The sequence below is a fragment of the Streptomyces sp. A18 genome, from assembly GCF_059026065.1.
The window spans coordinates 513160-536489 of the sequence record NZ_JBWLKL010000001.1 but is presented as its reverse complement, the minus strand read 5'-3'; the positions used below and the strand labels follow the sequence as shown (position 1 = coordinate 536489).

Sequence of the window (23330 nt, the reverse complement as noted above, 5' to 3'; positions counted from 1 at the left end):
CACAGTGACGTAGGGCGTACAGATTCGGAGGGAGTCGGGATGGACTCCGCGCGGCAAGTTGAAGATGGCAAGGAAGCAGAGGGCAACGTCGTTCAGGACACCTTCGAGGCGCTGGCTGTGGCCTTCAAGGTGCATGGGGTGAAGCTCCCTCAGATGCGGGTCGATTGGGGGCCTGTGGAACCCCTGATCCACCTCGGGGCGGTGAGCCTTGCCGAAGGGCACCAGCTCTGCCGCGCCCTGGGGAGGGAGGCCCGGTGAGCAAGTTCGAGGCAGGTGACGAGATTTGGGAGCTGCGGCGCAAGTCCTTCGCGACAGTCCTCGGTGTCATTGGAGCGGCACTCACCGTGGAGAACGCTGCGGGCGCACAGTGGGTGGCCCGAAACGAGCACTGCATGCCCGCAGCGCAAGCGGTGGACCGGGAGGCTCCTTCCGGTACCACCCCCGTTAAGGCGCTTCCGAATGATGTCCATGTGCACGACTACGTTTGGGTGGCAGGGGCGTACCGCAGAGTCGTCGACATGAGGTGTAAGTCGGCAAGTGGCGGCAGGATTCTAGTACTTGAGGGGCATGGACCTTGGGTGATGTCCCGCCCTGGGACGGTCTACCGTCCGGCTCAGATCGGGGCGCGTCGGTGACTGGTCCCGCGATTGCTGAGTCACCTCAAGACCTGATCTACGTGAGGTCTAGGCCACGCAACCAGTGGGCCACGGGGCTCTGCATGCTCTATTGCCGCCGCGCACGGGCGTGGGTGCTCTGGATTGGCACCGTATCGACGTCTGTAGGGACCGGAGACATCTACGGCTGCGCAACGTGCATGGCTGAGATGACCCACATGGTTGGGATCCAACTCCATCAGCGAGACCTGAGTGCCTTGAGCGCTCGCTAAGACGCCACCCCCGGCTAGAGCTTGAAGGTGCTCCTTCGGTCTGGCTGGGGGTGGTCAGAGGCCCCAGACTCCGTCCCTGCCGTACGCGGGCGGTTCCACGGCAGGGCGGTTAAGGCTCGCTCTGGCCGCTCCTTCAACGCGGCTGAGGACAACGGCCGGAGCGGGCCGTCTAGTCGCCTGCAATGAGACTCCCTTCTCGGCTGTCGGTGGCCGAGAAGGGGCCGCGATCAAAGGACGCAACGACACCAAGGGAGTGCCACCGTGACAGTGATTATGGAAAGTCCGGCCAACAGGGTTGAGGAACAGATCAAGTCTCTTGCACTGGAGATCACAGGGCAGTGTCAGAACACCTGCGCGTCCCACTGCTACGCGAAGTCGGGGCCCGGCGGAAGTCACGGCAGTATGACGCGTGATGACTGGTTCGAGGTGCTCGACCAGGCGGCGGTGCTCGGGGTGGTGATGGTGCAGTACATCGGTGGTGAACCGACGCTCCACCCGAACCTGCCGCAGCTCATCGAACGGGCGCTGAGTCTGGGAATGCGGGTTGAGGTCTTCACCAATCTCGTCCACATCCGTCCCTCGATGTGGGAGGTCTTTGCGCGTCCTGGTGTCCGCCTGGCGACGAGCTATTACAGCGATAGCGCGCAGGAGCACGAGAAGATCACCGGTGGGCGTGGCTCGTACGTCCGCACCAAGTCGAACATCATCGAGGCGGCCCGGAGAGGAATCCCGCTGCGCGCCTCGCTCGTGCACGTACTCGACGGACAGCGGGTCGACGCTGCGCGGGCAGAGCTGCGGCGCATCGGTGTAGTGGGCGAGATCCGTACTGACCGGGTCCGGGCTATCGGGAACGGCGAGACCAGCACCCACCAGATCCACAATCCGGCAGAGCTGTGCGGCCGGTGCGGAACGGACCGTGCAGCCATCAACCCCGATGGCGTGGTGACCCCGTGTGTGATGTCGCGGTGGCTCACCTCCGGCGACCTCCGACACCAGACCCTTACCGAGATCCTGAACGGGGCCGAGTGGCGCGAGCACATGGCCGTGATCCCGAAGAGGGAGGGTAGCTGCATTCCGCAGACGTGCACCCCCGCAGAGGACTCGTGTCAGCCCTCCCCTGGCGTCCTGGAGGGGAAAGCCACGGGATGCAATCCTGACCAGGACGGCGACGACTGCTCTCCGGCGGAAACGCCAGCCTGCAATCCGTCCTACTGAGAGGGCTGCATCCATGGACGACTGGAAGCCCTACGCCGAACGGCTCGCGGACGAGGTGGCGCATCCGGTGTCGCGCTGGCGCGCGCCTTTGGCGGCTACCCCCCGGCATCTGTTCGTGCCGAACTGGTGGGCCAACGATGCGGGGCAATGGGCGCTGCGGACCGGGCCTGTGGACCACCCGGCGTGGCTGTCCACCGTGTACGCGAATAGGACCGTGGTCACGCGCGTCGGCGGCGTGCACGCCGATCTCGCGACAGAGTCGACGGCGAGCGGATTGCCTACGTCTTCATCGACGCTGCCGAGTCTGGTGGTCGACATGTACCGGCACGCGATGATCGCTGATGACTCGCACATCCTGGTGACGACGGGTTCCGGCTACGGAACGGCGCTTGCATGCCGACGGCTCCAGGATCGGCAGGTGACGAGTCTGGACGTAGACGCGCACCTGGTGAAGACCGCCGCGGAGCGGCTGGACTCCATCGGCCTGCATCCGGACATGGCTGTCTGCGATATCACGGGGCCTCTCTCCGGTAGCTATGACCGGATCATTGCCACCGTGTCCCTCAGTCCCGTTCCCGCCTCGTGTCTGTCCGCGCTCCGGCTGGGTGGGCGGCTCGTTACCACGCTGGCCGGTACGGGATTGATCATCACCGCCGACAAGGTGGCGGACGGGGGAGCGGTCGGCAGGGTGGAGCAAGAGCGGGCAGGATTCATGCGCACTCGACACGGCGAGGACTACGCGCCCGGACTGAGCGAACGGTTCACGGAGATCCGTGACCAGGAGGGCGAGGAGATCACTTCAGGGCGGTATCCGGTGCTCAACGTGCGGGAGGCTTGGGACGTGTGGTCCATGCTCGAACTGACCTCTCCAGGCATCGAACACCGCTTCTGGGAAGGGCCAGACCACCTCCGCACGGCGTGGATGGCGCACGCTGACGGCTCCTGGGCGCGCGCCCAAGGCGTCTGGTCGGACGCTCCCACCGTCCACCAGGGCGGCCCCCGTCGCCTGTGGGATGCCCTCGAACGCATCCGCAACCGACTAAATACGGAGGGCGGACTCCCGCTCTCCGGGGCTCGCGTGCGCATCGACCCTGATGGAACCTGCCACATCAGTCGGGGCGCCTGGTCCGCCACACTCGGGAAGACTGCCTGACGACGCCCACACCCCTACCGGTGAACAGCCCATCTGCGTACGTGGGTTGAGGGGAGGGGCCTGCCAAAAAGGGCCCCCAAGGCCCGTGGCCTGCCACCGCGCCCCCACGATCTGGATCATGAAAGTCCTGGCGCGACCGGCGCGACTGGCGCGGTTGGAACGGTCGCTCATGGCGGGTCACGACTGCCCCGCACAACCCTCCACGGGGTTGTGCGGGGCATCGCCTACGACAACTCATCCGGATAAGTGGTTGACCTGGCGCCCGGGGCTGCCCCATTCTGGTCACTCATTCGGATGAGTGGTCAACCGGCAAACTGGTCGGTGCTGGCTGCTCGTCACATTGCGAACTGAGAGGCAGTCAGATGATGGGAAGCCGTAAGGGTCTGCGTGCGCTGGTCGTTGCTGGCACGGCGGTGCTGGGGCTGGGAACTGTGGGAGCGGCGGGGGCGTCTGCGATGCCCCTGCCGGGGCCGCATGGCTCCAGTGGTGCTGTCGTGGCTCCGCATAAGGCGGTGGACAACGGACTTGCTGACGGGCGCCTGACGCGAGGTGAGCACGTGCGGGCCACGGTCGATGGGCTGCGGGTGCGCACGGGTCCGAGCACCAATTACGGGGTTCTGGGGCAGCTCTATACAGGCGACAGGATGAAGCTGATCGGGAAGAAGCAGGACAGTGGTGGGCAGTCCTGGTACCGGGTGGTCCTGAGCGGCGGATCGGCGGGTGGTCTGCCGGGCGGCTATGTCGGCTGGGTCGTGGGGTCGTACCTGTACTGACGGCCTGTGGTTGACGGGTGAGCCCGTAGGAATGCGGCCCCCTCTCTGCGTTGGCAGGGAGGGGGCCGTTCGTGCGCCTGGCTCGATGTGGGCTCCCGGCGGGATCGCTCCGCCCCGGATCATTGGGTGTTCAACTCACCGTGACCTGGCGGGGGTTGGTTCCATCCGGCCTGGTGGGGTGCGTGGTGAGCGTGTGGCGTGCGGCGTGCGAGATCAATAGTCGCGTGAGACGTGAGAATATTTCTGTTATTAGCATTCATAAACATCACGGCCTGTAGCAGACTGAGCATTTCCGGGGGAACGTGGGCCTGAACGATGCGATTTGGCCGCCTGCAACGTGACTATTTGCAGGTGCGATGGCGGCATATGCCGCAGTGAGGAGCTGGAGGCGCGCAATGGTGAACCAGCGGGGAGGCAACTACAGCGGCGGGCCGGATGACGCGGTGTGGGTGGAAGACGTGGACTACGTCTCTGCTTGGTGCGCTGCGGATGAGGCCGCGACCGAAGTGAATCAGGCTGCTGAGGCGCTGGGCGTCGGTCACCTGGTGCGGGCGGTCCCGCACACGGGCACAAACGGTGAGTCCGTGGTGTGGATACGTCCTGAAGGTGCTCGGGTGATCGCTCGGGTGCTGGTCGCGTTAGCGGAGGAAGATCGGGCCGGTTGAGGGCCTGGGACCGATCAACGGACTGAAGGAGGCGGCATGGCGCAGGAGTGGCGTAACCGGAAGGGCAAGCGGGTGACGGTCCAGGGGAACTACATCCGCTGTGGGGGATGTCGACGACCGATCCGGATCACGGGCGCGGGGCCTGCGATGTTCGCCGCGCGGGAGCATGCACGGGACTGCAACAAGGGCTGAATCATCCGGCTCCAGCGGCGGGCGGGTCCATCGGCGTGCGGGCAAGGTCTGGCAGGTGCCGGACATGGCCGAGGTGGAGCCGTCCGCGCCTGGTTCTGGTCCGTGGGCCCGCACCACCGAAAGTCAGCCCCCTGCGGCGCGAGGTCGACGGCCGACCGAACCTGGCTCGCTGCACCACATCCGGTCTCAGCCACGCTGTCAATGCTCTTGAGCGGGCGTGCTCCTGTGGTCGCTGGCGGTGGACTGCCCTCCGGTGTACGTGGGTTGAGGGCAGGGGGCCTGCCAAAAAGGGCCCCCAGGGCCCGTGGCCGGCCACCGCTCCCAACGATGCTGATCATGAAAAGTCCCGGCGCGGTGGGCGCGTGGTGAGCTGCCGTTCACGCGGCGAGAGTTGGCCTGCGCTCGTGCGGTGGCGAAGGCCTGGCGGTGTCCGGTGGGTTCCCGGTGATGTCTGGGCAGACGAAAGGGCCCCCGTGGTGGATCCGCGGGGGCTTTGCTGCTGCTCGGGGTGCGGCCAGTGTGCGGGCGGTCCGGCCGTGCGGACGGGACCGGCCGAAGGCCGCATGCCCGGCCGGTGCGGGCGGTGCCGCCCGGCGCGCCGAAGGCGCGCCCTTGAGCAAGTAAAGCGAAGTTACTCCGATGCGGGTCGGCTGCGAGGGGTCCGCTTGGCGGCTGCCTTCGTCGGCGTCACAGGGAAGCTGAGACGGCATGTCGCGGCGGGCGCCCGTAGCTCCTCGCACAGGAGCGGACGGCCGTTGTCGGCGTCGCTGGTGACGCGGTAGGTGATCAGGAGCGGGCTCGCGTCGGGGACGAGTTGCAGGGTGCTGCGCTCGTCGGGGAGCGGAGTGCGGGCGGTGACCTCTTCGGTGAAAGCGAGGGCATGCCCGGCGTCGGAGAGTTGGCGGTAGAGGTCGGTCACCGGGGCGGCGGGCGTCTCGGCGAGTGAGGGCGTGTCGGCGGCGGTGGCGAGCGGGATGAGCATCCGGTGGGCCATCCTGGCTCCGCTCTCGGGGTCGTGGATGAGGCGATCCACGCTGATGGCGTCCTGGTCCGGCTGGTCAAGAAGAGCTGCGGGCATGCCGTCCAGGGTGATCCGAGAGACGGCGGGCGGCTCCACCTCGGTCATGTCCGGCATCTGCCAGACCTTGCCCGCACGCTGGATGGAGCGGTCTACCCGCAGGCTCCGTGCGGCGCTGTCCCGCTCACGGACGATCACGCCCTTCCCCTGGCGGGAGTAGACCAGACCCATGCCGCGCAGCTCCGCTACGGCCTGGCGGACGGTGGCCTTGCCGACCCCGAACATCTCCACCATGTCGTTCTCGGACGGCAGGAGTTGCCCCGGCTCGTAGCGGCCCTCCTTGATCTCGTTGGCCAGGTCGCGCGCGACGACCATGTACATGGGTTCCGGTCGCTGGACGTGCTTTCGGGCTGTCATGAGAGCTCGCTCCCTACGGGTCAGGTGGACGGCCGGACGTTCGGGCTGGGCTCGTTGTCGGTGCCGTGTGCTAGTGGGCAACTTCTCCGCTCATGAGCATAAGTGGTTGACGCATGACTGCACAGCGAATCACCATGGTTCATCCACTCATCCGAATGAGTGGTGAACCGAATGAGCTGAGTGGAGAGGTGAAACATGCGGAACCGACCGATAGCCACGGAGCGGTGGCGAGAGCTGCGCTGCTCGATAGCGCCCCAGCCGCGTCTGACCCCGGAGGGCCAGCAGCGCCACGACCGGGAGGGCAACCCCCAGTGGGTCACCAACATTTCGGTAGTGCCGGAAGAGGGGCGCCGTGTGGAGGCCATCGACGTCGTGGTCTCCGGCGCTGAGCCCCAGGGCATCACGGCAGGCGCAGAGGTCAAGGTCACGAATCTGTGGTCCAACGAATGGGCGGTGGATGGCCGTACGGGTACCTCGTGGAGGGCGGACGCGATCACTGTCGTGGCCGGTCCGGCTGCTCCTGGTGGCGCTCCTGCCTCGTCGTCGGGTGCGCGGGGGAAGTCGTCGGGGGGCGAGTCCTGATGATGGATTTCTGGCATCTGTCGGCCGCGCAGTCAGACGGTGCGGCCTGCGTGGTGTGCGGCGCGGACTTCCTGCGCGCGCGGGTGGATCACGTAGCGGTGGGCAGGGCGCCCGACGTGGACGAGGCGCATGTGTTCGCGTGCACGCGCCCGTGTGCCGGGGTGATCGCTGACGAGGCGGAGCGGATGGCGCGCGAGATGCGTGAGCTTGCCGGACCCTGCGGTGAGAGCGAGGGATCCGACCCGCCGGGATCGGACGGTGATCAGGAGGTGCTCGGGTACCTGATGCGTGATCTCAAGGTGATGTCCGGTGCCGAGTCGTTGCTGGGCGTCGCCGGTGACACGGCGGTGATCAAGTATCTGCTCGGGATGGCGGCCGTGCACTCCGAGACGGCCATGATCCGGGCCCGTTGGCTCCTGGCCCGCATGGAAGGTAGCGACTGATGCCGGGCTCGCTGATCGTCTGGATTCTTACCGCCCTTCTGATCACCGGAGCCCTCACCCAACGGTGGTGGGAACCAAGGCTGCTGGCCCGTGGCGTCGACGTCAACGCGTGGCCCCTGCGCTGGTGGCTGACCGGGTACCCCCGCGTCGCGCTGCGGCTGTGGTGGACCTGGCGGCGGCTGTGCCTGCTCAACAACATGTCCGTCAGCAACCGGTCCAATCAGCGGATCCTCGGGCGCGACACGGTGGTGCAGGGGCAGGCGCTGCGGCCCAAACCCCCGCGCCTGGGCTGGCCCACGCCGACACGCAACGGGCTGTTGGTCCGCGTGACGATGCACCCCGGGCAGACCCCTGCGCCCTACCTGGCGGCGGCACGGGCCATGGAACACGCCTGGCGGGTGCATGGCGTACGGGTCACCTCACCACGGCGGGGTCAGGTCCTGGTACGCGTGACGGCCTTGGACCCGCTGACCGGGGACCGCCCTGCCGGGCACGGGGCTGTGGCGGCGCTGCTGTCGGCCGACGTGGGCCGCGTGGAGGACGGCGAAGCCTGGCTGATCAACCTGCGGCGGGTGCCGCACTGGCTGATCACCGGAGCGACCCAGAGCGGGAAGTCCTCCCTCCTGGCGGCGCTGATCAAAGGGCTCTCGCCACAACGGGTCGCCCTGGTCGGCATCGACTGCAAGGGCGGCATGGAACTGGGCCCGTTCGGCGGACGCTTCGAGGCGCTGGCTATCGACCGCCGGGAAGCAATCATCCTGCTGGAACGGATGGTTACGGAGATTCAGGAGCGGATGCGGCTATGCCGGGCAGAGGGTGTGCGCTCCATCTGGTCCCTGCCCGCATCCCTCCGGCCGGTGCCGGTCGTCGTGATCGTCGATGAACTGGCAGAGCTGTACCTCAACGACGGCTCCCGCGAGGGACGCGAGGAATCCGAACACTGCGGAACGCTGCTCCTGCGCCTGGCACAACTCGGGGCCGCGCTCGGCGTGCACCTGGTGCTTGCCGGGCAACGCGTCGGCTCCGATCTCGGGCCCCGGGTCACCTTCCTGCGCGCACAGCTAGGCGGCCGGATCGCCCACCGCGCACATGACCAAGCCTCGGCAGAGATGACGTTGGGCGACCTCAACGCGGATGCCGTGATCGTCGCGCAGACGATCTCCGAAGAGGAGCAAGGCGTTGCCGTGGTCGCCAGTGGGGCCCGCTGGATGCGCGCCCGGTCCCACCAGGTCGCTCCACAAGAGGTGGAAGAGGTCGCACGCACACGGGGCCCGGTCGAGCCGTTCTTGTCACGGCCGGATGCCCTCCAGAAAGGAAAGGGAGCGGCATGACGCAGTCCACCATTTACACCATCGACGCATTCCTGTTCCTTTTCACGATCATGATCGCGCGATCCCGTGAGATCCGCTGGTATCAGGCCTTCCTGATCTGCATGGCAGGATTCCTCCTCGCGATGACCCCCATGGGATATCCCGTCTGGTGGACGTTCCGATTCCTCGGAGATTCCCTCGTCGGCTGAGGCAAAACTCTGCCAGATGTCCGCGAAATATAGGCGCGACCGAACTTCCTCACTCTCACATCACGCACATTCTTAGAGCCGAGAATAGCCACAGTTGAGATCAGTAAAGACAAGACAAGTCGAGTTGAATTCAGGAGTTGCCATGACCATTACACCCTTCCCGCGCGAAAGGGGGCCTCCCCGTGTATCCCATAACTGCTGAGGCGCGACGCTCGGTCCTGAATGAGGCTGAGCGTCTGCGCCTTCTTTCGTCCACCGAACGCGACTTCATCCGGCTCGTGCAAGAGCCGGGTTTTGCCCGCTGGCTAGACCAGATCGAATCCATCGGCGGCTGCGCCCACCCCATCTACCTGTCCGGTCATACGACCTTGGTGGATGCCGCAACCGGCGTCGTGCTGCGCCATTACGACACGACCGGTGAGCCGGGCGGCAGGATGCCGGTGCGCTGCCGCAACCGCCGTGCATCCCGCTGCCAGTCGTGCTCCTACCTGCATGCGGGCGACACGTTCCACCTGGTCCGCTCCGGTCTCCTAGGCGGCAAGGGTGCCCCTGAGCGGGTCCAGCTCCATCCCCGCCTCTTCGTCACCCTCACTGCACCCTCGTTCGGCGCGGTGCATCGCGCTACCGACGCGGGCGCCTACTGTCGCCCTCGACGCGACGGCGGAACCTGCGAGCACGGGCGGGCGATCGGCTGCGGGCAGCAGCATGCAGACACTGACTCGGCGGTGGGACAGCCGCTGTGCCGGGACTGTTATGACTACGTGGGACATGCTCTCTGGCATGCCTCCGCCGGCATCCTATGGAACCGCTATTGCCACGCCATTCGACGGTACTTGGCCACTGCGGCGGGCATTACACAGACGGCCTTTAAAGAGCACCTGATGCTGTCGTTTACGAAGGTCGCTGAATACCAGAAACGAGGGGCCGTTCACTTCCATGCAGTCATCCGTCTGGACGGACCAGAGGGGCCCGATTCTCCGCCTCCCGTCTGGGCCACGGCCGAACTCTTAGAGCAAGCGGTGCGGTCGGCCGCGGACTCCGTGGAGGTCCACACTCCCTACTCGCCAGCCACGGGGGAGCGGGTCATCCGCTGGGGGCGCCAACTCGACGTGCACCCGATCCGCAGCGACGCATTCACACAATCCGCGGTGACCGATAGTGCCGTTGCTGCCTACGTCGCTAGGTATGTCTCCAAGTCGGTCGGTGACTCGGGCGGCGTCGACTACCGGATTACCGATACCGAGAGCATCCGACTCGCCCCGGTCAACGCGCACTTGCGGGCGCTCATGGGCATCTGCTGGCGCCTGGGCGACCTGCCCGAACTGGCCAGTCTCAACCTGCGCTCCTGGACACACACACTCGGCTACCGGGGACACGTCCTTACCAAATCACGCCGCTACTCCACCACGTACGGAGCGCTGCGCACCGTACGGGCAGAACACCAAAGCGGGGGCCTAGGCATACCTGACGGCGCAGTCACGGACTCGGCTTGGCGCTACGTCGGCTCTGGTCACACCCTCGCTGAGGCTGAGGTGGCGGCGGGCATCGCCGAAGACCTCAGGGATGCCCGAACCCTCAACAACGAAGCGCGACATGAGGAGAGTTGGCGCTCGACGACGGATGGGGGGCATCCGTGAGTGAGCCGCGCAAGAGAGAAGCCTCCGAAGGGCCTGCCATACGAGTCAAATGGCGGGCGGCTGAGTGGGGGCCAGCTGAGCGGCGGCGCTTGGCGCGCCTCCTGTTCGGCCATCTTTCCCGGGGGGACTCTAACTCCCCCGGAGATAGGCCGAGTTGACCTATCGCAGTGCTCGGCGTAATGGGCCGTAGGGGGCTAGTCTGGTGACCAAATGAACGACCCCGACGGCGCGGGAACGCCATCGGGGTCGGGCCGGTCCGAGGACTGGCCTGCCAGTCGTGAAGGGACTGACATGACGCATGCTCTCACGTCCGCAATCGATGTTGCGGCTCAACCATTAGCCGGTGCTCGGCTCCGCGCTGTTGAGTATCTGCGGGTGTCCACTGAGGAGCAGGCCAAGGGATACGGCATAGCCTACACAGGTAAGAAGACGGCGAAATACATTGCAGATAAGGGCTGGGCATGCGTTGATCGATACGCTGATGAAGGCGTGAGCGGCAGTCTGCAAGCGAACGACCGTAAAGACCTCAAGCGCCTGATGGTCGATGCTCGTAAGCAGCCTCGGCCATTTGATGTCGTGGTGGTGTACGAAGAGCGTGCGATCGGAAGGGCCGGACGTGCATTCTGGCCGTGGGTCTGGGAGTTGGAAGACCCGATTGGTGTATTCGTCGCAGTCGTGAAAGGCGATTACTACAACACGACTCCCGAAGGTCGCTCACGAATGCGCAAGGCTGCGGACTATGCAGAGGATGAGCGCGAAAAGATCAGGGATAGAACGCAAGGCGGGCTGCAAGAGAAGGCGGAAAGCGGCGGCTACGTCGGGGGAACAGTTCCCTACGGCTGGCGGATTCAAGACCAAGGTAAAAAGGGTGAGAGCTGCCTCGTTCTAGATATATTCGAGGAAGATGGCTTCCTTAAAGGCGAGGCAATCACCCTTCGGCATGCCAGGACGCTCATTGCTGACGACGGTCTCGATTGGACCGAAGCAGCTTCCCGTCTCAACGTGGAAGGAATGCTGAATCGCTCCGGTCGCCCCTGGTCCCGAGAGAACCTGAAATCTCGTCTGATGTCGCGCGCCGTACTGGAAGGGAAGCAGGTTTACCGGGACACAGATTCGAGAGACTCCCGGTACGGCAGGGGGACAGTAGTAGATACCGACGGGAACCCCGTATACGGGGCAACGGTAGTAATCGAACTGGAACCTGTCTTTACTGAACACCAGGTGAGGCAGCTTAAGAGGGCCGCCGAGAAGATCAGCACTCGTCGCGCACCAAAATCTGGCAGGCAAGTGTATCCGCTGTCTAAGCGAATCGACAGCCTATGCGGCTCTTACTATGTGGGGCGAATTCAGACGTCAACGGGTGAGCGCACCTACGTCTGTTCTGGCAAGAGTGAGAAATATGCGGGGGCTGAAACCTGCACATGTAGTCAGATACCTGCGAGTCAAATCGAAGCTGCGGTATGGGGAAAGGTGACGCAACTCCTGGGGAATACAGAGGAGCTGATGCGTCAGGCCGGTGAATGGGTGGACATGACCCTAGGGTTCCATGACGCCCATGCTGACCGAATCGAAAGTCTCGACGGTGAAATTGCAGTACAGCAGCAAGCCATAGCCACCGTCTTGGGTACAACGGCCACACAGGCGGCCCAAATGGGCCTGGGTGAGCAAGACTCTCAACGACTCGTGACTCAGGCAGTCAAGCCCCTAGGTGAGGAACTGGAGCGGCTGAAAAAGCTTCGAGGGGAAGCGGTCGCCTGGCAACAAGAGACGTTGGCTGCCGAGCAGCGCGCTCGGGACCTTCGGGCTCTCGCGGAACTGGCACGGGATGAGATGCCTTACATGCCCCCGCGAGACCAGTTGGACGTGATCGACCTGGCAGACATCCGAGTACGAATCGCGGGACCGGTGCCGGTAAAGAGGGCTAAGGCTGAGTGTGCTGTGGGTGCTTGGTTCATGGCGCGTGGCGCGGAGATTCCCACCGAAGTCTCTGATGCGGGATGGGCGCTGATCGAACCCCTCGTAACGAAGACAGGGCGAGGGTCAGGCAAGAAGACCGATCTCCCCTTGCGGCAGTCGGTTGAGGCGATTCTTTGGAAGGCACGGACGGCTGAAGGATGGGCTCCTGCGGCGGCTCGTCTTGAGCGGGGCGTGGCCAAGTCGCTGATGTCGCGGTGGACCCGATGGTCTGAAGATGGCACTTGGGGGCGCGTGATCACTGCCCTGGCGGATGCGGAGACGGTGCCCGTGCCGGACACATCAAACGACGTACAGCTTCCTGATCTGGAGGTTTCAGGGGCTGTTGAACCTCGGCTGCTTCTGGAGGACTCTGCAACACATGATCAAGCGGACGCGTCGAGGACCACCATGAGTTGGCAGGCCGCGATGACGGTCAGGGCGATACCGGGTCGGCCTTCGCGGCGGGCAGCGCCGGGCTTTTGATCTTGAGCTAACTGAGAGGTTGTCACTATGGGTCCCCCACAAGTGCGTTAGTGAACGGCACCGTTCACTGTTCCGTCAACGGTAGTGACTCCCCATCAGTGAACGCAACCGTTCACTGGCGCTGCCTCGCAACTCCAACGGAGAGATATTCATGGTTACTTCGCGCTGGAGCGCCGCAGCCGCTCAGACGGCCTCCCTGCGCCGCCGGGGCCCCGTGCTCGAACGGGCGATCCTCGAGGCAACGCTGGAGCAGCTCAGCACCGTCGGCTGGAACGGCCTGACGATGGAAGGTGTGGCCGCGGGCGCGCAGACCGGCAAGGCGGCGGTCTACCGCCGCTGGCCCTCCAAGGAGGACCTCGTCGTGGACGCCCTGCAGGCAGGACTTCCGAAACTCGACTCCGCGCCGGACTGCGGCGGAGTCAGGGAGGATCTCCTCCAACTGTGCAGGCAGATGCGTGAGGCGATGTTCTCGCGCCCTGGATTCGCCCTGCGTTCCGTGCTTCACGAGTGCGACACGGTGTCGGCCGAGCGGTTCCATGGGGTGATCTTCGACGGGGTCATCGGGCCGAGTGTGGAGCTGATCAAAGAGGTCGTACGCCGTGGAGTCGAGCGCGGTGAGGTGCGCGCCGAGGCCATGGATCCCTACGTCTGTGACGTCATCCCGGCGATGATGATGTACCGCTCCAAGGTGTGCGGGAGCGAATGGGGGGAGCAGGAGTTCACCGAACTGATCGACCAGGTAATGGTGCCGCTGCTCCGTCGGTAGGCCTGGGTGTCGCGGGCCGCATGCTGCGGCGTAGGCTGTGAAGCGCCATGCCGTACGAACCACCCACTCACACCGTCGAGCGCTCCCTTCGCGCTACCACCGGAGCGAAGATCATTGCCGGCGTCGACGAAGTCGGGCGCGGAGCGTGGGCGGGACCGGTCACCGTCTGTGCGGCGATCACGGGACTGCGCAGGCCGCCCGAAGGGCTCACCGATTCCAAGCTGATCACTCCCAAGCGGCGCACCACGCTCGCCGGGGAGCTGGAGAGCTGGGTCACGGCCTACGCCCTGGGGCACTCCTCGCCCGAGGAGATCGACGACATGGGGATGACCGCCGCGCTGCGGCTCGCCGCCGTGCGTGCGCTGGAGGCGCTGCCGGTGCGTCCGGAAGCGGTGATCCTCGACGGGAAGCACGACTATCTCGGGATTCCCTGGCGCGTTCGTACGGTGATCAAAGGCGATCAATCCTGTGTGGCCGTCGCCGCGGCGTCGGTGATCGCGAAGGTTCGGCGCGACAAAATGATGGCCGAACTGGGTATCGAACATGCAGACTTCGGTTTTGCGGCCAACGCCGGCTATCCGTCGCCGGTGCACAAGGCCGCGCTGGCGGAGCGGGGGCCCACCCCGTACCACCGGATGTCGTGGGCGTATCTTGATGCGCTGCCCCAGTGGCGGCACCTCAAGAAGGCCCGCAGCTGGGCGGATGGAAGCGTTCCGGAAATCGAGGGCCAGCTCGGCTTCGACTTCTGACTCTTCCGGCAGTTCCACTCGCACTCATGTGCCACCCCCGCTGATGCCCAGGGCATCGGCGTTTGATAGACAACAACGCATGCCTCTCAGTCCCGAGGAGCCTCAGATTCACGAGAGTGCCCAGGGTCCCCGCGTGACCCCGGCCAGTGGCCGCATCACGCCGACCCCCCGCCCCGTACCCGGCCCGCGTCCCGCGGCTGCGCCGCGTCCAGGCCGACCGGGCCCCGCCCGGCCGACGCCGCCGGCGCAGCGCACGTCGCGTGAGCCGGCCGCCAAGCCGGGTCTTTCCGCCCCGGCTGTTTCCGGACCTTCCACCGCTCCCGCGGGTCCCACCGGTTCCCCTGCGGGTTCCGCCACGGATGCCGGTGCTTCGGTCGCTTCGGTTCCGCAGATCCAGCTGATCCCGGCTTCCGTCGAGGGGGCGCTCGACGCCGCCGAGGAAGCCGTCGACCTGCTGCTCGACTCGGGCCGCGCCCCGGGGGAGGTCCTGGTGATCACCACCGGCGACCCGCACCCGTGGGCCACGCACGAGTTGTCGTTCGGCGAGGCCTCCTACTGGGCTCAGCACGACGCGGGCGACGACGTCTTCTACGCCGACGCCGCCGTCCTCGACCGTGCCGTGTCCCGCCCCGTGGTCGTCGTCGCCATCAACGGCGGCAGCGAGGAGACCGCGGTCGGCGCGCTGCCGACGGCGCTCACCCGGGCCGGAGCCCTGCTGATCGTCTGTGGTGACCCGCAGCGGATCAACGCGATGCTGGGCGCTGGCGTCTGACGCTCGCCGTCCGACATCCGCGTCCGAACTGCTGAGCCTGGCCGGCGCGCTCCGACCTCCGTGGTCCGAGCGGCCCGCGGCCGTGGCCGTGGCCGTGGCCGACGGGTGAGCGCCGAGTGCCGGTGTCCCGTGGCGGGTTCCGCCGTGGGGTGTCCGGCGTTCGTGGCAGAGCCAAGTGGGCCGGACGCCGTGTGCGTTGCGTTTCATGCGACGCAGGCGGCGACGCGCACTGCTCTCCCCCGTAGTCGGTCGGTGGCCGATGGCGGCTGACCGCCTCGCGAAGTCGGGGCGGCGGACCTCAGCGTGCCGCCGCCCGGCGCAGTACGTCGGACGCGGCGCCGCCGGTGCGCGGTGGTGGCGGATCGGTTTCGGCGAAGGCCTCCGGGTTCGAGCCGGAACTGGGCCGACGGCCGCCGCGACCCTCACCGAGCACCTGCCAGCCGTCACGGGTCAGCGTGATGTAGGCGCCGCACCGCAGCCCGTGCAGCGTGCAGGCATCCCGCAGCCCCCACATCCAGGCCCCGTCCTCCTGCGTCCAACGCGCGTCACCGTCACGGCAGTAGAGCAGGACGGCGGTGCGCACCGGGGTGCGGCGCCGCAGGTCGTGCGGGATGACCCTACGCAGCTGCGCGAGCAGCGCGTTACGAAAGACCCAGCCGTCCGCCGCGCTCGGCCGCCGGGTGAACGAAGCGCTCGCCCGGAGCCGTTCCTCCGGATCGAGGACGGCGACGACGGCTGTCGCGGGCGTCGGGCGATGCCGGGCATGCAGGCCGCTGACGACCTCACGCGGATTGCGCAGCAGGGGAATTCCCGCGGCTGACCACTCCGCGGGCTCGAGCATCCGGGCCAGTCGGTTGGCGGAATCGGCGGACATCTCGGCCGACGTCGAAGACTCCGACATCGATGCCGCAGCGGACGGAGCGAATCCGAAGGTCACGGTCCTCCCTTCGGCTACGCGCCCAGAGGGCGGGGTCGGACTGAGGAGCGCACCGCGGCACAGTCCTACCGGGCCACGGGGAGCCGCGCGGGGAGCGATACCAATTCTTCCCGTCGGACTGCCTTGCGGCAACGAGCAATTGGGGCCGTCGACCGGTATCTGGTGATGCGCCGCCTATATCCCTGCCCACTGCGCCCCGGATCGACGCTTGCGTCAGCCTTGCACGGCCAGGACCAGCGGCAACACCCCCTTGGCTCCGGCCCGGCGGAGCATGCGTGCCGCCACCGCCAGAGTCCAGCCGCTGTCCGTCAGATCGTCGACGAGCAGAACGGGACCGCCCGCTTCCTGGAGTGCCGCGGCGAGCTCGGGGGGCACGGTCAGCGTCCCGTCGAGGGCACGCAGGCGCTGGGCGCTGTTGGTCCTCGGCACATGCGTCGTATCGGCTCCGGCGGCGTACTCGATGGAGCCGAGGAGCGGAAGCCGGCCGACCTCCGCGATCCGTGCGCCCAGCGACTGGATCAGCTGAGGCCTGGTGTGCGACGACATGGTCACGACGCCGGCCGGCCGCTGCTGAGCATCGGTGCCACCCGAGGCCCACCCGCCCGGACCCTTCGCCCAGTCGGCGAGGACGCCGACCACGGCCTTCGCCACGTCGTCGGGCACCGGTCCGTCAGGGGCCTGCGGGGCGAGCATCGGCCGGAGCCGGTTGCCCCATCCGATGTCCGAGAGGCGGCCCAAGGCCCGGCCCTGGGAGGCCTGCTCTCCCGCGGGGATGCGTCCCTTGAGGTCGACTCCGACCGCGGCCAGGCCGGTCGGCCACATCCTCCGGGGTTCCACATCGACGCCCGCGCGGACCAACTCGCCCTGTGCCGTGTCCAGTGCCCCGGAGGACACGGCGTCGGTGAAGCGCGCGCCCGCGCAGTTGTCGCACCGCCCGCAGGGTGCGGCTGCCTCGTCGTCCAGCTGACGCCGCAGGAATTCCATCCGGCAGCCGGGCGTCGTGGCGTAGTCACGCATCGCCTGCTGCTCCGCCTGCCGCTGCTTGGCTACCCAGGCGTAACGCTCGGCGTCGTACGCCCACGGCATTCCCGTGGAGATCCAGCCGCCCTTGACGCGCCGGACCGCGCCGTCCACGTCGAGAACCTTGAGCATCGTCTCGAGCCGTGACCTGCGCAGCTCGACCAGCGGCTCGAGCGCGGGCAGCGACAGCGGTCTGCCCGCCTCCGCCAGCACGTCCAGCGTGCGCCGGACCTGCTCCTCGGGCGGGAAGGCGAGCGAGGCGAAGTAGTTCCAGATCGCCTCGTCCTCCTTGCCCGGAAGGAGCAGTACCTCCGCGTGATCGACGCCGCGGCCCGCGCGGCCGACCTGCTGGTAGTACGCGATGGGGGAGGAGGGGGAGCCGAGATGCACCACGAAGCCGAGGTCGGGCTTGTCGAAGCCCATGCCCAGGGCGGAGGTGGCGACCAGGGCCTTCACGCGGTTGGCGAGGAGGTCCTCCTCGGCCTGCTGACGGTCTGCGTTCTCCGTCTTTCCCGTGTACGACGTGACGGTGTGCCCGCACTGCCGCAAGAAGGCGGTGATCTCCTCGGCGGCGGCGACGGTGAGCGTATAGATGATCCCCGAGCCCGGCAGCTCGTCCAGGTGGTCGGCGAGCCAAGCCAACCGGTGCGCGGCGTTGGGAAGTTGGAGAACGCTCAGGCTCAGGCTCTCCCGGTCGAGGGCTCCGCGCAGCACGAGCGCGTCCGAGCTGCCGCCGGTGCCCAACTGCTCGGCCACGTCGGCCGTCACGCGGGCGTTGGCCGTCGCGGTGGTGGCCAGGACGGGGACGCCCGGCGGCAGGTCGGCGAGCATGGTGCGCAGCCGTCGGTAGTCGGGCCGGAAATCATGGCCCCAGTCCGAGATGCAGTGCGCCTCGTCGACCACGAGCAGGCCGGTCGCGGCGGCGAGCTTGGGCAGGACCTGGTCGCGGAAGTCCGGGTTGTTCAGCCGCTCCGGGCTGACGAGGAGGACGTCCACGTCACCGGAGGCCACCTCGGACTGGATGGTCTCCCATTCCTCAGTGTTGGAGGAGTTGATCGTGCGGGCGCTGATCCCGGCTCGCGCCGCCGACTCCACCTGGTTGCGCATGAGCGCGAGCAGCGGGGAGACGATCACTGTGGGGCCGCTGCCGCGCTCCCGCAGCAGCGCGGTCGCGACGAAGTACACGGCGGACTTTCCCCAGCCCGTGCGCTGCACGACCAGCGCCCGGCGCTTGTCGGCGACCAGCGCTTCGATCGCGCGCCACTGGTCCTCGCGCAGCCGTGGACCGTCCGACGGTGGCTCCTCTCCGCTTGCGGGCGCGGGACCGCCGACGAGGCGGGCGAGTACGGCATCGGCCGCCGTGCGCAGATCTTCGTTGCTCATGCCCCCATGCAACCCGATGGGTCTGACATTAGGCGAACGAGTCAGCCGAGCTGTGGATAACTCTTGACGTGCCCCTGCCTCTAGTTATCCACAGGGCAAACCGGAATCTGGTGATCCGCGGGAGAGTCGGCGCATGGCGAATCACAGCGAACAAAACGGCCCCATCGACTCAACCGGCCCCATCGACTCAACCGACCCGATTGACTCAGCCAGCCCGACTGATTCAACTGATCCCATCGATCCCATCGATCCCATCGATCCCATCGACGAGACCATGGTCACTTTGCGCACGCCAGCCGAACTGGCGGACGCCTTGCCGTACTTGCTCGGGTTCCGGCCCGAGGAGAGCGTCGTCCTCATCGCTCTGCACGGCGAGCGGGGGCGGTTCGGTGGGCGCGTGCGCCTTGGCATTCCCGGGCGCGCGGAGGACTGGCCACCCATCGCGGAGCAGCTCGCCCAGTGCCTGGTGGGCGGCTGCGAGCGGCGCGGAGCCCGGCCCGACGGCGTCGTCGCCTTCCTGTGCGCGGAGCCCGTCGGCGCCGAATCCGGCCGGCAGGTCATGGAGCGCCTGCGACCGTTCGCGCAAGTGATCCGCATCGCATGCGGAAGCCTCGACGTCCCGGTGTTCGAGGTCGTGTGCATCTCTGCGGGAAACTTCTGGACCTACTGCTGCCCGAACGAGCAATGCTGTCCACCGGAGGGCGTTCCGCTGATGCGACCCGGCACGTCGGTCCTGGCCGCGGCCACGGCGTACGCCGGTCTCCAAGTGGGCGTCACGCCAAAGGAGATGCGGGCACGTCTCGCGCCGTGGGAGTCCGCCGCCGCGACGGATCAGGAGGCGGCACTCGACGCCGCGGGCATGGAGATCGTGCACCGGATCCTGCAGGACGACGGGCAGGCCGAGGTAGCCGCTGACACGCTCGACCTGGCCCGCAGGATCATGGCGCGTATGACGGCCGCGCCATCGGTGAGCGACAGGCTGGAGGCGGATCTCCAGGACGACGAACTCCTCGCACACGACGAGGCCGCAGCGTTGATCATCGGCCTCCAGGACCGTACGACGCGTGATCAGGCTGCGGAGTGGATGGAGGGCGACGACGCGGCACCGGCACTTCGTCTCTGGAGGGCCCTGGCCCGTCGCTGCGTCGGCGCCTACGGTGAGCATGCCGCGGCGCCGCTGTCCCTGGCGGGCTGGGTCGCGTGGTCCCTCGGCGACACGACGGAGGGTCAGGAAGCGCTGGGCATGGCGCTGCACGCCGATCCCAAGTACACCTTCGCTCAACTCCTGCACCATGCCTGCACCGGTGACCTGGACCCGGAGCCGATCCGCCGCTGCTTGCGCAGGGAGCGGAGCGACCGTGGCCAGAGGTCGGTCCAGCCCGAACTGCCGCTCGGTACGGAGCCCTTGGACCCCGCGCCGGAGCCGCCCGGTGTCGCTCCGCGACGCCGCCGCCCCGGACGTCCGAAGGACGGAACTGGTTCACGGGTCACCGACAGGCCGAACACGGGGCCGCAGAACCGCCGTCGCACCACCCGACGGGCGGCGAGGAACGACACATGAACGTAGGAGTTCCGCACCGGCGGACAGGGGCGGGACGGCCGCCTGCCGGGGTGTCGTACGCGGAGGACCAGGGCCGGCCGGGTGGCTTCCCGCCCCGTGGGCGTGACTTGGGGTGGCGCAGGTCCGTTCACCTGAGTGGCGGTACCCGTGCCTGGGTCGAGCCGCCGTATGACCTCCGACTCCCCGTAGCGCGGACAGCGCGGAAGAAGCCGCCCCATGTCCCTGCCCGCCTCGTCTCCTGCCTCCGGCAGAGAGGGTCCCCAGCGGCCCCTGCCGACTCCATCGCGCCTGCCCGCCGGGCAGGCCCCGTCTCCCGCGCCGCGTCGCCCCGCGCAGCTGCCGCCCGCGCACGCCGCGCTGATCTGTGTCGCCCTGCCCGCGCTCGCGATCTCCACGGAACAGGGGCAGTTGACCGGCCGCGGGCTCGAGGGGTTCTACCGCGCGGGGCGCAGGCTGTTGTCGCGCTGCGAACTGCGGGTGGCGGGGCGCGAGCCGGTCGCCGTGCAGGCGCGGATGGTCTCGGCCGACCGTGCCCGCTTCGTCGCGACGCTGCGTCCGTCCGCGGACGGCGGTCCGGATCCGGAGGTGGTCGTCGAGCGGAACCGTTACGCGGACGGCACAGAACGGATCATCCTGCGCAGCTCAGCAGGCCGCCATCTACGGCTGCCGGTGGAGGTGTCGCTCGGCACGGACCTGGCGGAGCTCGGCGCGGTGGCGTCCGGCAGCACCGGGCCCGAACTGCCCGCCAGTGTCCACGACTCCGGCATGCGCTGGTCCTCGGCCGCAGGGCACTGCGTGGTCACCGCGCACCCGGCGCCCGCGGACGCGATGGCCTCCGCGGGGCTGCTGCGCTGGGAGGTGGAACTGCCGCCGGGCGGCACCTGGACCCTGGAGCTGAGGGTGCGGCCGGATGGCGCCGGTCCGGTGAGGGCGGTCGGGCAGGGGGCTTCGCTCGCCCTCGCCACGGCGCGGGCCGCGGGGGACGACCTCAGGGCTCGGGATCTGCTGGACCGATCCGTGGAGGATCTCCAAGCATTGCTGCTGCGGGACCCCGAGCACCCGACCGACGTCCACCTGGCCGCGGGGGCGCCCTGGCGCTGTGGTCTCGCACCGGCCGAGGCGCTCGCGGCCGCCCGGATGGCCTTGCCGCTCGGCACCCGGATCGCCGCGGGCACATTACGTACGCTGGCCCGCCGTCAACTCGTGGGCACGGGACCGCGGGCGGGCATGATCCCCGGGCCGCTGCGGAACACGGGACCGCATCTGCCGCCCGGGTGTACGGGAGTCGAGGCGACGTTGCTGTTCCCGGCGCTGCTGACGGAGGCGTGGCGGTGGGGGCTGCATGCCCAGGAGACGGAGGAGTTGCTGCCGGCGGCCGAGCGCTGCCTGCGATGGATGCTTGCGGCGGCCGACGGCCGAGGGCGCCTGCCGGACCCCTGTCCCGGCGGCCCCGCGCGCTGCGAGACCCAGGCCCATGCCCATCGGGCCGCGCTGCTCGGCGCCGACCTGCTCGACGCGCACGGCCGTTCGGGCGGCACCGAACTGAGGCAGTGGGCGGAGCGCCTGCGCGGCATGTTCCGGGAGGACTTCTGGGTGGAGGACCGGGCGGGCGGCCGGCCCGCCGCGGCCTGCACGGCCGACGGCCGTGTCGTGCCCCTCCTCACCGGCGCCGCCGCCCACCTCCTCGACACGGGCCTGCTCGGGTCGGGCGCGCTCGCACCAGGGCTGCTCGACAAGGTGCAGACCGAGCAGCTCGCCCGGCTCCTCGGCGGGCCCGCCATGGACTCGGGGTGGGGGCTGCGGAGCCTGGGCGTCAAGGAAGCCGCGTACAACCCCTTCGGACATCGTGGCGGAGCGGTCCGTGTCCATGAGACGGCGGTCGCCGTCGCGGGTCTGGCTGCCGCGGGGTACGAGAAGGAAGCGACCGCGCTGCTGCGGGGGGTGCTGGCGGCGGCCGAGACGTTCGGCTACCGGCTGCCCGAGATGTACGCGGGGGAGCAGCGCACGGAGGGCGGAGCTCCGCTGCCGCACCCGGCGGCCTGTCGTCCGGCGGCCACCGCTGCGGCCGCCGGGGTGCAGCTCCTCACGGCGCTCGCCGGGATCCGGCCGGACGCTCCATCGGGCACGGTGACACTGAGTCCTGTCCGGGGCGCGCCCCTGGGGGAGCTGGGGCTGACGGCGCTGCGCGTCGCGGGTGCTCCGTTCGCCGTACGCGTCAGCAGACTCGGCCTCGCCATGGTCGAGGAGGCGGCAGAGGGGCTGCAGCTGGGGGTGTGACCCAGAGGGGAGAACCTGTGATGGGTGTGGCGCGAACCTGACGCCGGACCTGGTGAATCGAGCCGGGATCGGATGCCGGAGGAGCTGTTTATCGTCAGGCAGACGACTATGATCGCGGCATGTCGCCCTACGACCCGTCGGCCTTCCCGCCCTTTGCTGTCACCGTCGATCTGGTCGTGCTGACCGTTCGCCGCCACGCGCTCTGCGCGCTTGCCGTACGCCGGGGTGAGCCGCCGTTCCAGGGTCGTTGGGCACTGCCCGGCGGATTCGTGCGCGACGACGAGGATCTGTCGGCGGCCGCCGCGCGGGAGCTGGTCGAGGAGACGGGGCTGTGTGCCCACGCTCCGGACACTCCGGTCCAGGTGAACGGCGCGCACCTGGAGCAGCTCGCCACGTATGGCGACCCCAAGCGCGATCCGCGGATGCGGGTCGTCAGTGTCGCCCATCTCGCGCTCGCTCCCGATCTGCCCGCACCACGGGCCGGCGGCGATGCGAACAGCGCGCGCTGGGCGCCGGTCGAGGCACTGCTCAACCAGGGCGGGTACGGCCGGGAGGACGAGCAGGCGGCGCCACTCGCGTTCGATCACGCGCAGATTCTGGCGGACGGCGTGGAGCGCGCCCGTTCGAAGATCGAGTACTCCTCGCTGGCTACGGCCTTCTGCCCGCCCGAGTTCACCGTCGGTGAGCTGCGCCGGGTGTACGAGGCCGTGTGGGGTGTGGTGCTCGACCCGCGCAACTTCCACCGCAAGGTGACCGGCACGCCCGGCTTCCTCGTCCCCACCGGCGGCACCACAACGCGTCAGGGCGGCCGCCCCGCCCAGCTCTTCCGCGCGGGCGGCGCGACGCTGCTCAACCCGCCGATGCTGCGCCCCGAGGTCTGAGGCTCACGCCACGGATCACGCGCTGGTCACCCGTCGGTCCGGCCG

20 protein-coding genes and 1 pseudogene are annotated in these 23330 nt (G+C 68.1%); 18 read left to right on the top strand and 3 right to left on the bottom strand.

The features are described 5' to 3' along the window. The first annotated feature begins 39 nt into the window (after window positions 1-39). The 6 genes from AC5P1C_RS02410 (at window position 40) to AC5P1C_RS02385 (ending at window position 4884) form a co-directional block, all read left to right on the top strand. Window positions 40-258 carry a hypothetical protein gene (locus AC5P1C_RS02410; protein WP_493863947.1) on the top strand — a complete coding sequence of 73 codons (219 nt, stop codon included), beginning with the start codon at window positions 40-42 and terminating at the stop codon, window positions 256-258. An 889-nt stretch (window positions 259-1147) separates the two neighbouring features. Continuing rightward, complete coding sequence (locus tag AC5P1C_RS02405) at window positions 1148-2101, top strand: radical SAM/SPASM domain-containing protein (protein WP_493863946.1); 954 nt, start codon at window positions 1148-1150, stop codon at window positions 2099-2101. 13 nt (window positions 2102-2114) lie between these two features. Next, on the top strand, window positions 2115-3254 hold the full coding sequence (locus AC5P1C_RS02400) for a methyltransferase domain-containing protein (RefSeq protein WP_493863945.1): 1140 nt from the start codon (window positions 2115-2117) through the stop codon (window positions 3252-3254). A gap of 494 nt (window positions 3255-3748) precedes the next feature. Beyond that, on the top strand, window positions 3749-4027 hold the full coding sequence (locus tag AC5P1C_RS02395; RefSeq protein WP_493863944.1) for an SH3 domain-containing protein: 279 nt from the start codon (window positions 3749-3751) through the stop codon (window positions 4025-4027). Between the two features lie 395 nt (window positions 4028-4422). Then, complete coding sequence (locus tag AC5P1C_RS02390; protein ID WP_493863943.1) at window positions 4423-4692, top strand: hypothetical protein; 270 nt, start codon at window positions 4423-4425, stop codon at window positions 4690-4692. 36 nt (window positions 4693-4728) lie between these two features. Beyond that, complete coding sequence (locus AC5P1C_RS02385) at window positions 4729-4884, top strand: hypothetical protein (RefSeq protein ID WP_493863942.1); 156 nt, start codon at window positions 4729-4731, stop codon at window positions 4882-4884. 631 nt (window positions 4885-5515) lie between these two features. Here the strand turns inward: AC5P1C_RS02385 and AC5P1C_RS02380 are convergent. Continuing rightward, window positions 5516-6319 carry a GntR family transcriptional regulator gene (locus AC5P1C_RS02380; RefSeq protein WP_493863941.1) on the bottom strand — a complete coding sequence of 268 codons (804 nt, stop codon included), beginning with the start codon at window positions 6317-6319 and terminating at the stop codon, window positions 5516-5518. A gap of 195 nt (window positions 6320-6514) precedes the next feature. Between AC5P1C_RS02380 and AC5P1C_RS02375 the strand changes: the two genes are divergently transcribed. From AC5P1C_RS02375 to AC5P1C_RS02335, 9 genes and pseudogenes are all read left to right on the top strand, one after another. Then, a complete protein-coding gene (locus AC5P1C_RS02375) occupies window positions 6515-6901 on the top strand; it encodes a hypothetical protein (protein ID WP_493863940.1) in 387 nt (128 codons plus the stop codon). After that, complete coding sequence (locus AC5P1C_RS02370; RefSeq protein ID WP_493863939.1) at window positions 6901-7344, top strand: hypothetical protein; 444 nt, start codon at window positions 6901-6903, stop codon at window positions 7342-7344. Before AC5P1C_RS02375 ends, AC5P1C_RS02370 begins: the two co-directional genes overlap by 1 nt. Next, the gene (locus AC5P1C_RS02365; protein ID WP_493863938.1) at window positions 7344-8675 is read left to right on the top strand and encodes an FtsK/SpoIIIE domain-containing protein; all 1332 of its coding nucleotides are present in this window, start codon (window positions 7344-7346) and stop codon (window positions 8673-8675) included. The genes AC5P1C_RS02370 and AC5P1C_RS02365 overlap by 1 nt, the downstream gene beginning before the upstream one ends. Then, the gene (locus tag AC5P1C_RS02360) at window positions 8672-8863 is read left to right on the top strand and encodes a hypothetical protein (protein WP_493863937.1); all 192 of its coding nucleotides are present in this window, start codon (window positions 8672-8674) and stop codon (window positions 8861-8863) included. The genes AC5P1C_RS02365 and AC5P1C_RS02360 overlap by 4 nt, the downstream gene beginning before the upstream one ends. 182 nt (window positions 8864-9045) lie before the next feature. Beyond that, entirely contained in the window at window positions 9046-10500 is a 1455-nt protein-coding gene (locus tag AC5P1C_RS02355; protein ID WP_493863936.1) for a replication initiator, read from the top strand. A gap of 210 nt (window positions 10501-10710) precedes the next feature. After that, window positions 10711-12699: pseudogene (locus tag AC5P1C_RS02350) on the top strand (recombinase family protein); the annotation flags it as partial. 391 nt (window positions 12700-13090) lie between these two features. Beyond that, complete coding sequence (locus tag AC5P1C_RS02345) at window positions 13091-13705, top strand: TetR/AcrR family transcriptional regulator (RefSeq protein WP_493863935.1); 615 nt, start codon at window positions 13091-13093, stop codon at window positions 13703-13705. A 47-nt stretch (window positions 13706-13752) separates the two neighbouring features. Further along, window positions 13753-14454, top strand: coding sequence for a ribonuclease HII (gene rnhB / locus AC5P1C_RS02340; RefSeq protein ID WP_493863934.1), 702 nt, complete (start codon window positions 13753-13755; stop codon window positions 14452-14454). Window positions 14455-14533: 79 nt separating this feature from the next. After that, window positions 14534-15226, top strand: coding sequence for a hypothetical protein (locus AC5P1C_RS02335; protein ID WP_493863933.1), 693 nt, complete (start codon window positions 14534-14536; stop codon window positions 15224-15226). A 298-nt stretch (window positions 15227-15524) separates the two neighbouring features. Here AC5P1C_RS02335 and AC5P1C_RS02330 read toward each other — a convergent pair whose 3' ends face one another. Next, window positions 15525-16163: a hypothetical protein gene (locus AC5P1C_RS02330; protein WP_493863932.1), complete on the bottom strand. Its 639-nt coding sequence runs from the start codon at window positions 16161-16163 to the stop codon at window positions 15525-15527. 213 nt (window positions 16164-16376) lie between these two features. Next, window positions 16377-18566 (bottom strand): RecQ family ATP-dependent DNA helicase, encoded by a 2190-nt coding sequence (locus tag AC5P1C_RS02325; RefSeq protein WP_493863931.1) that lies wholly within the window; start codon window positions 18564-18566, stop codon window positions 16377-16379. 274 nt (window positions 18567-18840) lie between these two features. On the opposite strand from AC5P1C_RS02325, the gene AC5P1C_RS02320 reads away from it, so the two are divergent. The 3 genes from AC5P1C_RS02320 (at window position 18841) to AC5P1C_RS02310 (ending at window position 23285) form a co-directional block, all read left to right on the top strand. Next, window positions 18841-20127 (top strand): DUF4192 domain-containing protein, encoded by a 1287-nt coding sequence (locus AC5P1C_RS02320; protein WP_493863930.1) that lies wholly within the window; start codon window positions 18841-18843, stop codon window positions 20125-20127. A 216-nt stretch (window positions 20128-20343) separates the two neighbouring features. Beyond that, on the top strand, window positions 20344-22404 hold the full coding sequence (locus AC5P1C_RS02315; protein WP_493863929.1) for a glycogen debranching N-terminal domain-containing protein: 2061 nt from the start codon (window positions 20344-20346) through the stop codon (window positions 22402-22404). Between the two features lie 119 nt (window positions 22405-22523). After that, window positions 22524-23285, top strand: coding sequence for an NUDIX hydrolase (locus tag AC5P1C_RS02310; protein ID WP_493863928.1), 762 nt, complete (start codon window positions 22524-22526; stop codon window positions 23283-23285). Window positions 23286-23330 lie beyond the last annotated feature (45 nt).

What these genes read in the sequence shown, in the direction of transcription:
- AC5P1C_RS02380 (WP_493863941.1), bottom strand. Translation starts at nt 6,319, where the DNA reads ATGACAGCCCGAAAGCACGTCCAGCGACCGGAACCCATGTACATGGTC.
- AC5P1C_RS02365 (WP_493863938.1), top strand. Translation starts at nt 7,344, where the DNA reads ATGCCGGGCTCGCTGATCGTCTGGATTCTTACCGCCCTTCTGATCACC.
- AC5P1C_RS02315 (WP_493863929.1), top strand. Translation starts at nt 20,344, where the DNA reads ATGTCCCTGCCCGCCTCGTCTCCTGCCTCCGGCAGAGAGGGTCCCCAG.
- AC5P1C_RS02390 (WP_493863943.1), top strand. Translation starts at nt 4,423, where the DNA reads ATGGTGAACCAGCGGGGAGGCAACTACAGCGGCGGGCCGGATGACGCG.
- AC5P1C_RS02335 (WP_493863933.1), top strand. Translation starts at nt 14,534, where the DNA reads ATGCCTCTCAGTCCCGAGGAGCCTCAGATTCACGAGAGTGCCCAGGGT.
- AC5P1C_RS02370 (WP_493863939.1), top strand. Translation starts at nt 6,901, where the DNA reads ATGATGGATTTCTGGCATCTGTCGGCCGCGCAGTCAGACGGTGCGGCC.
- rnhB (WP_493863934.1), top strand. Translation starts at nt 13,753, where the DNA reads ATGCCGTACGAACCACCCACTCACACCGTCGAGCGCTCCCTTCGCGCT.
- AC5P1C_RS02400 (WP_493863945.1), top strand. Translation starts at nt 2,115, where the DNA reads ATGGACGACTGGAAGCCCTACGCCGAACGGCTCGCGGACGAGGTGGCG.
- AC5P1C_RS02345 (WP_493863935.1), top strand. Translation starts at nt 13,091, where the DNA reads ATGGTTACTTCGCGCTGGAGCGCCGCAGCCGCTCAGACGGCCTCCCTG.
- AC5P1C_RS02310 (WP_493863928.1), top strand. Translation starts at nt 22,524, where the DNA reads ATGTCGCCCTACGACCCGTCGGCCTTCCCGCCCTTTGCTGTCACCGTC.
- AC5P1C_RS02410 (WP_493863947.1), top strand. Translation starts at nt 40, where the DNA reads ATGGACTCCGCGCGGCAAGTTGAAGATGGCAAGGAAGCAGAGGGCAAC.
- AC5P1C_RS02360 (WP_493863937.1), top strand. Translation starts at nt 8,672, where the DNA reads ATGACGCAGTCCACCATTTACACCATCGACGCATTCCTGTTCCTTTTC.
- AC5P1C_RS02320 (WP_493863930.1), top strand. Translation starts at nt 18,841, where the DNA reads ATGGTCACTTTGCGCACGCCAGCCGAACTGGCGGACGCCTTGCCGTAC.
- AC5P1C_RS02325 (WP_493863931.1), bottom strand. Translation starts at nt 18,566, where the DNA reads ATGAGCAACGAAGATCTGCGCACGGCGGCCGATGCCGTACTCGCCCGC.
- AC5P1C_RS02385 (WP_493863942.1), top strand. Translation starts at nt 4,729, where the DNA reads ATGGCGCAGGAGTGGCGTAACCGGAAGGGCAAGCGGGTGACGGTCCAG.
- AC5P1C_RS02375 (WP_493863940.1), top strand. Translation starts at nt 6,515, where the DNA reads ATGCGGAACCGACCGATAGCCACGGAGCGGTGGCGAGAGCTGCGCTGC.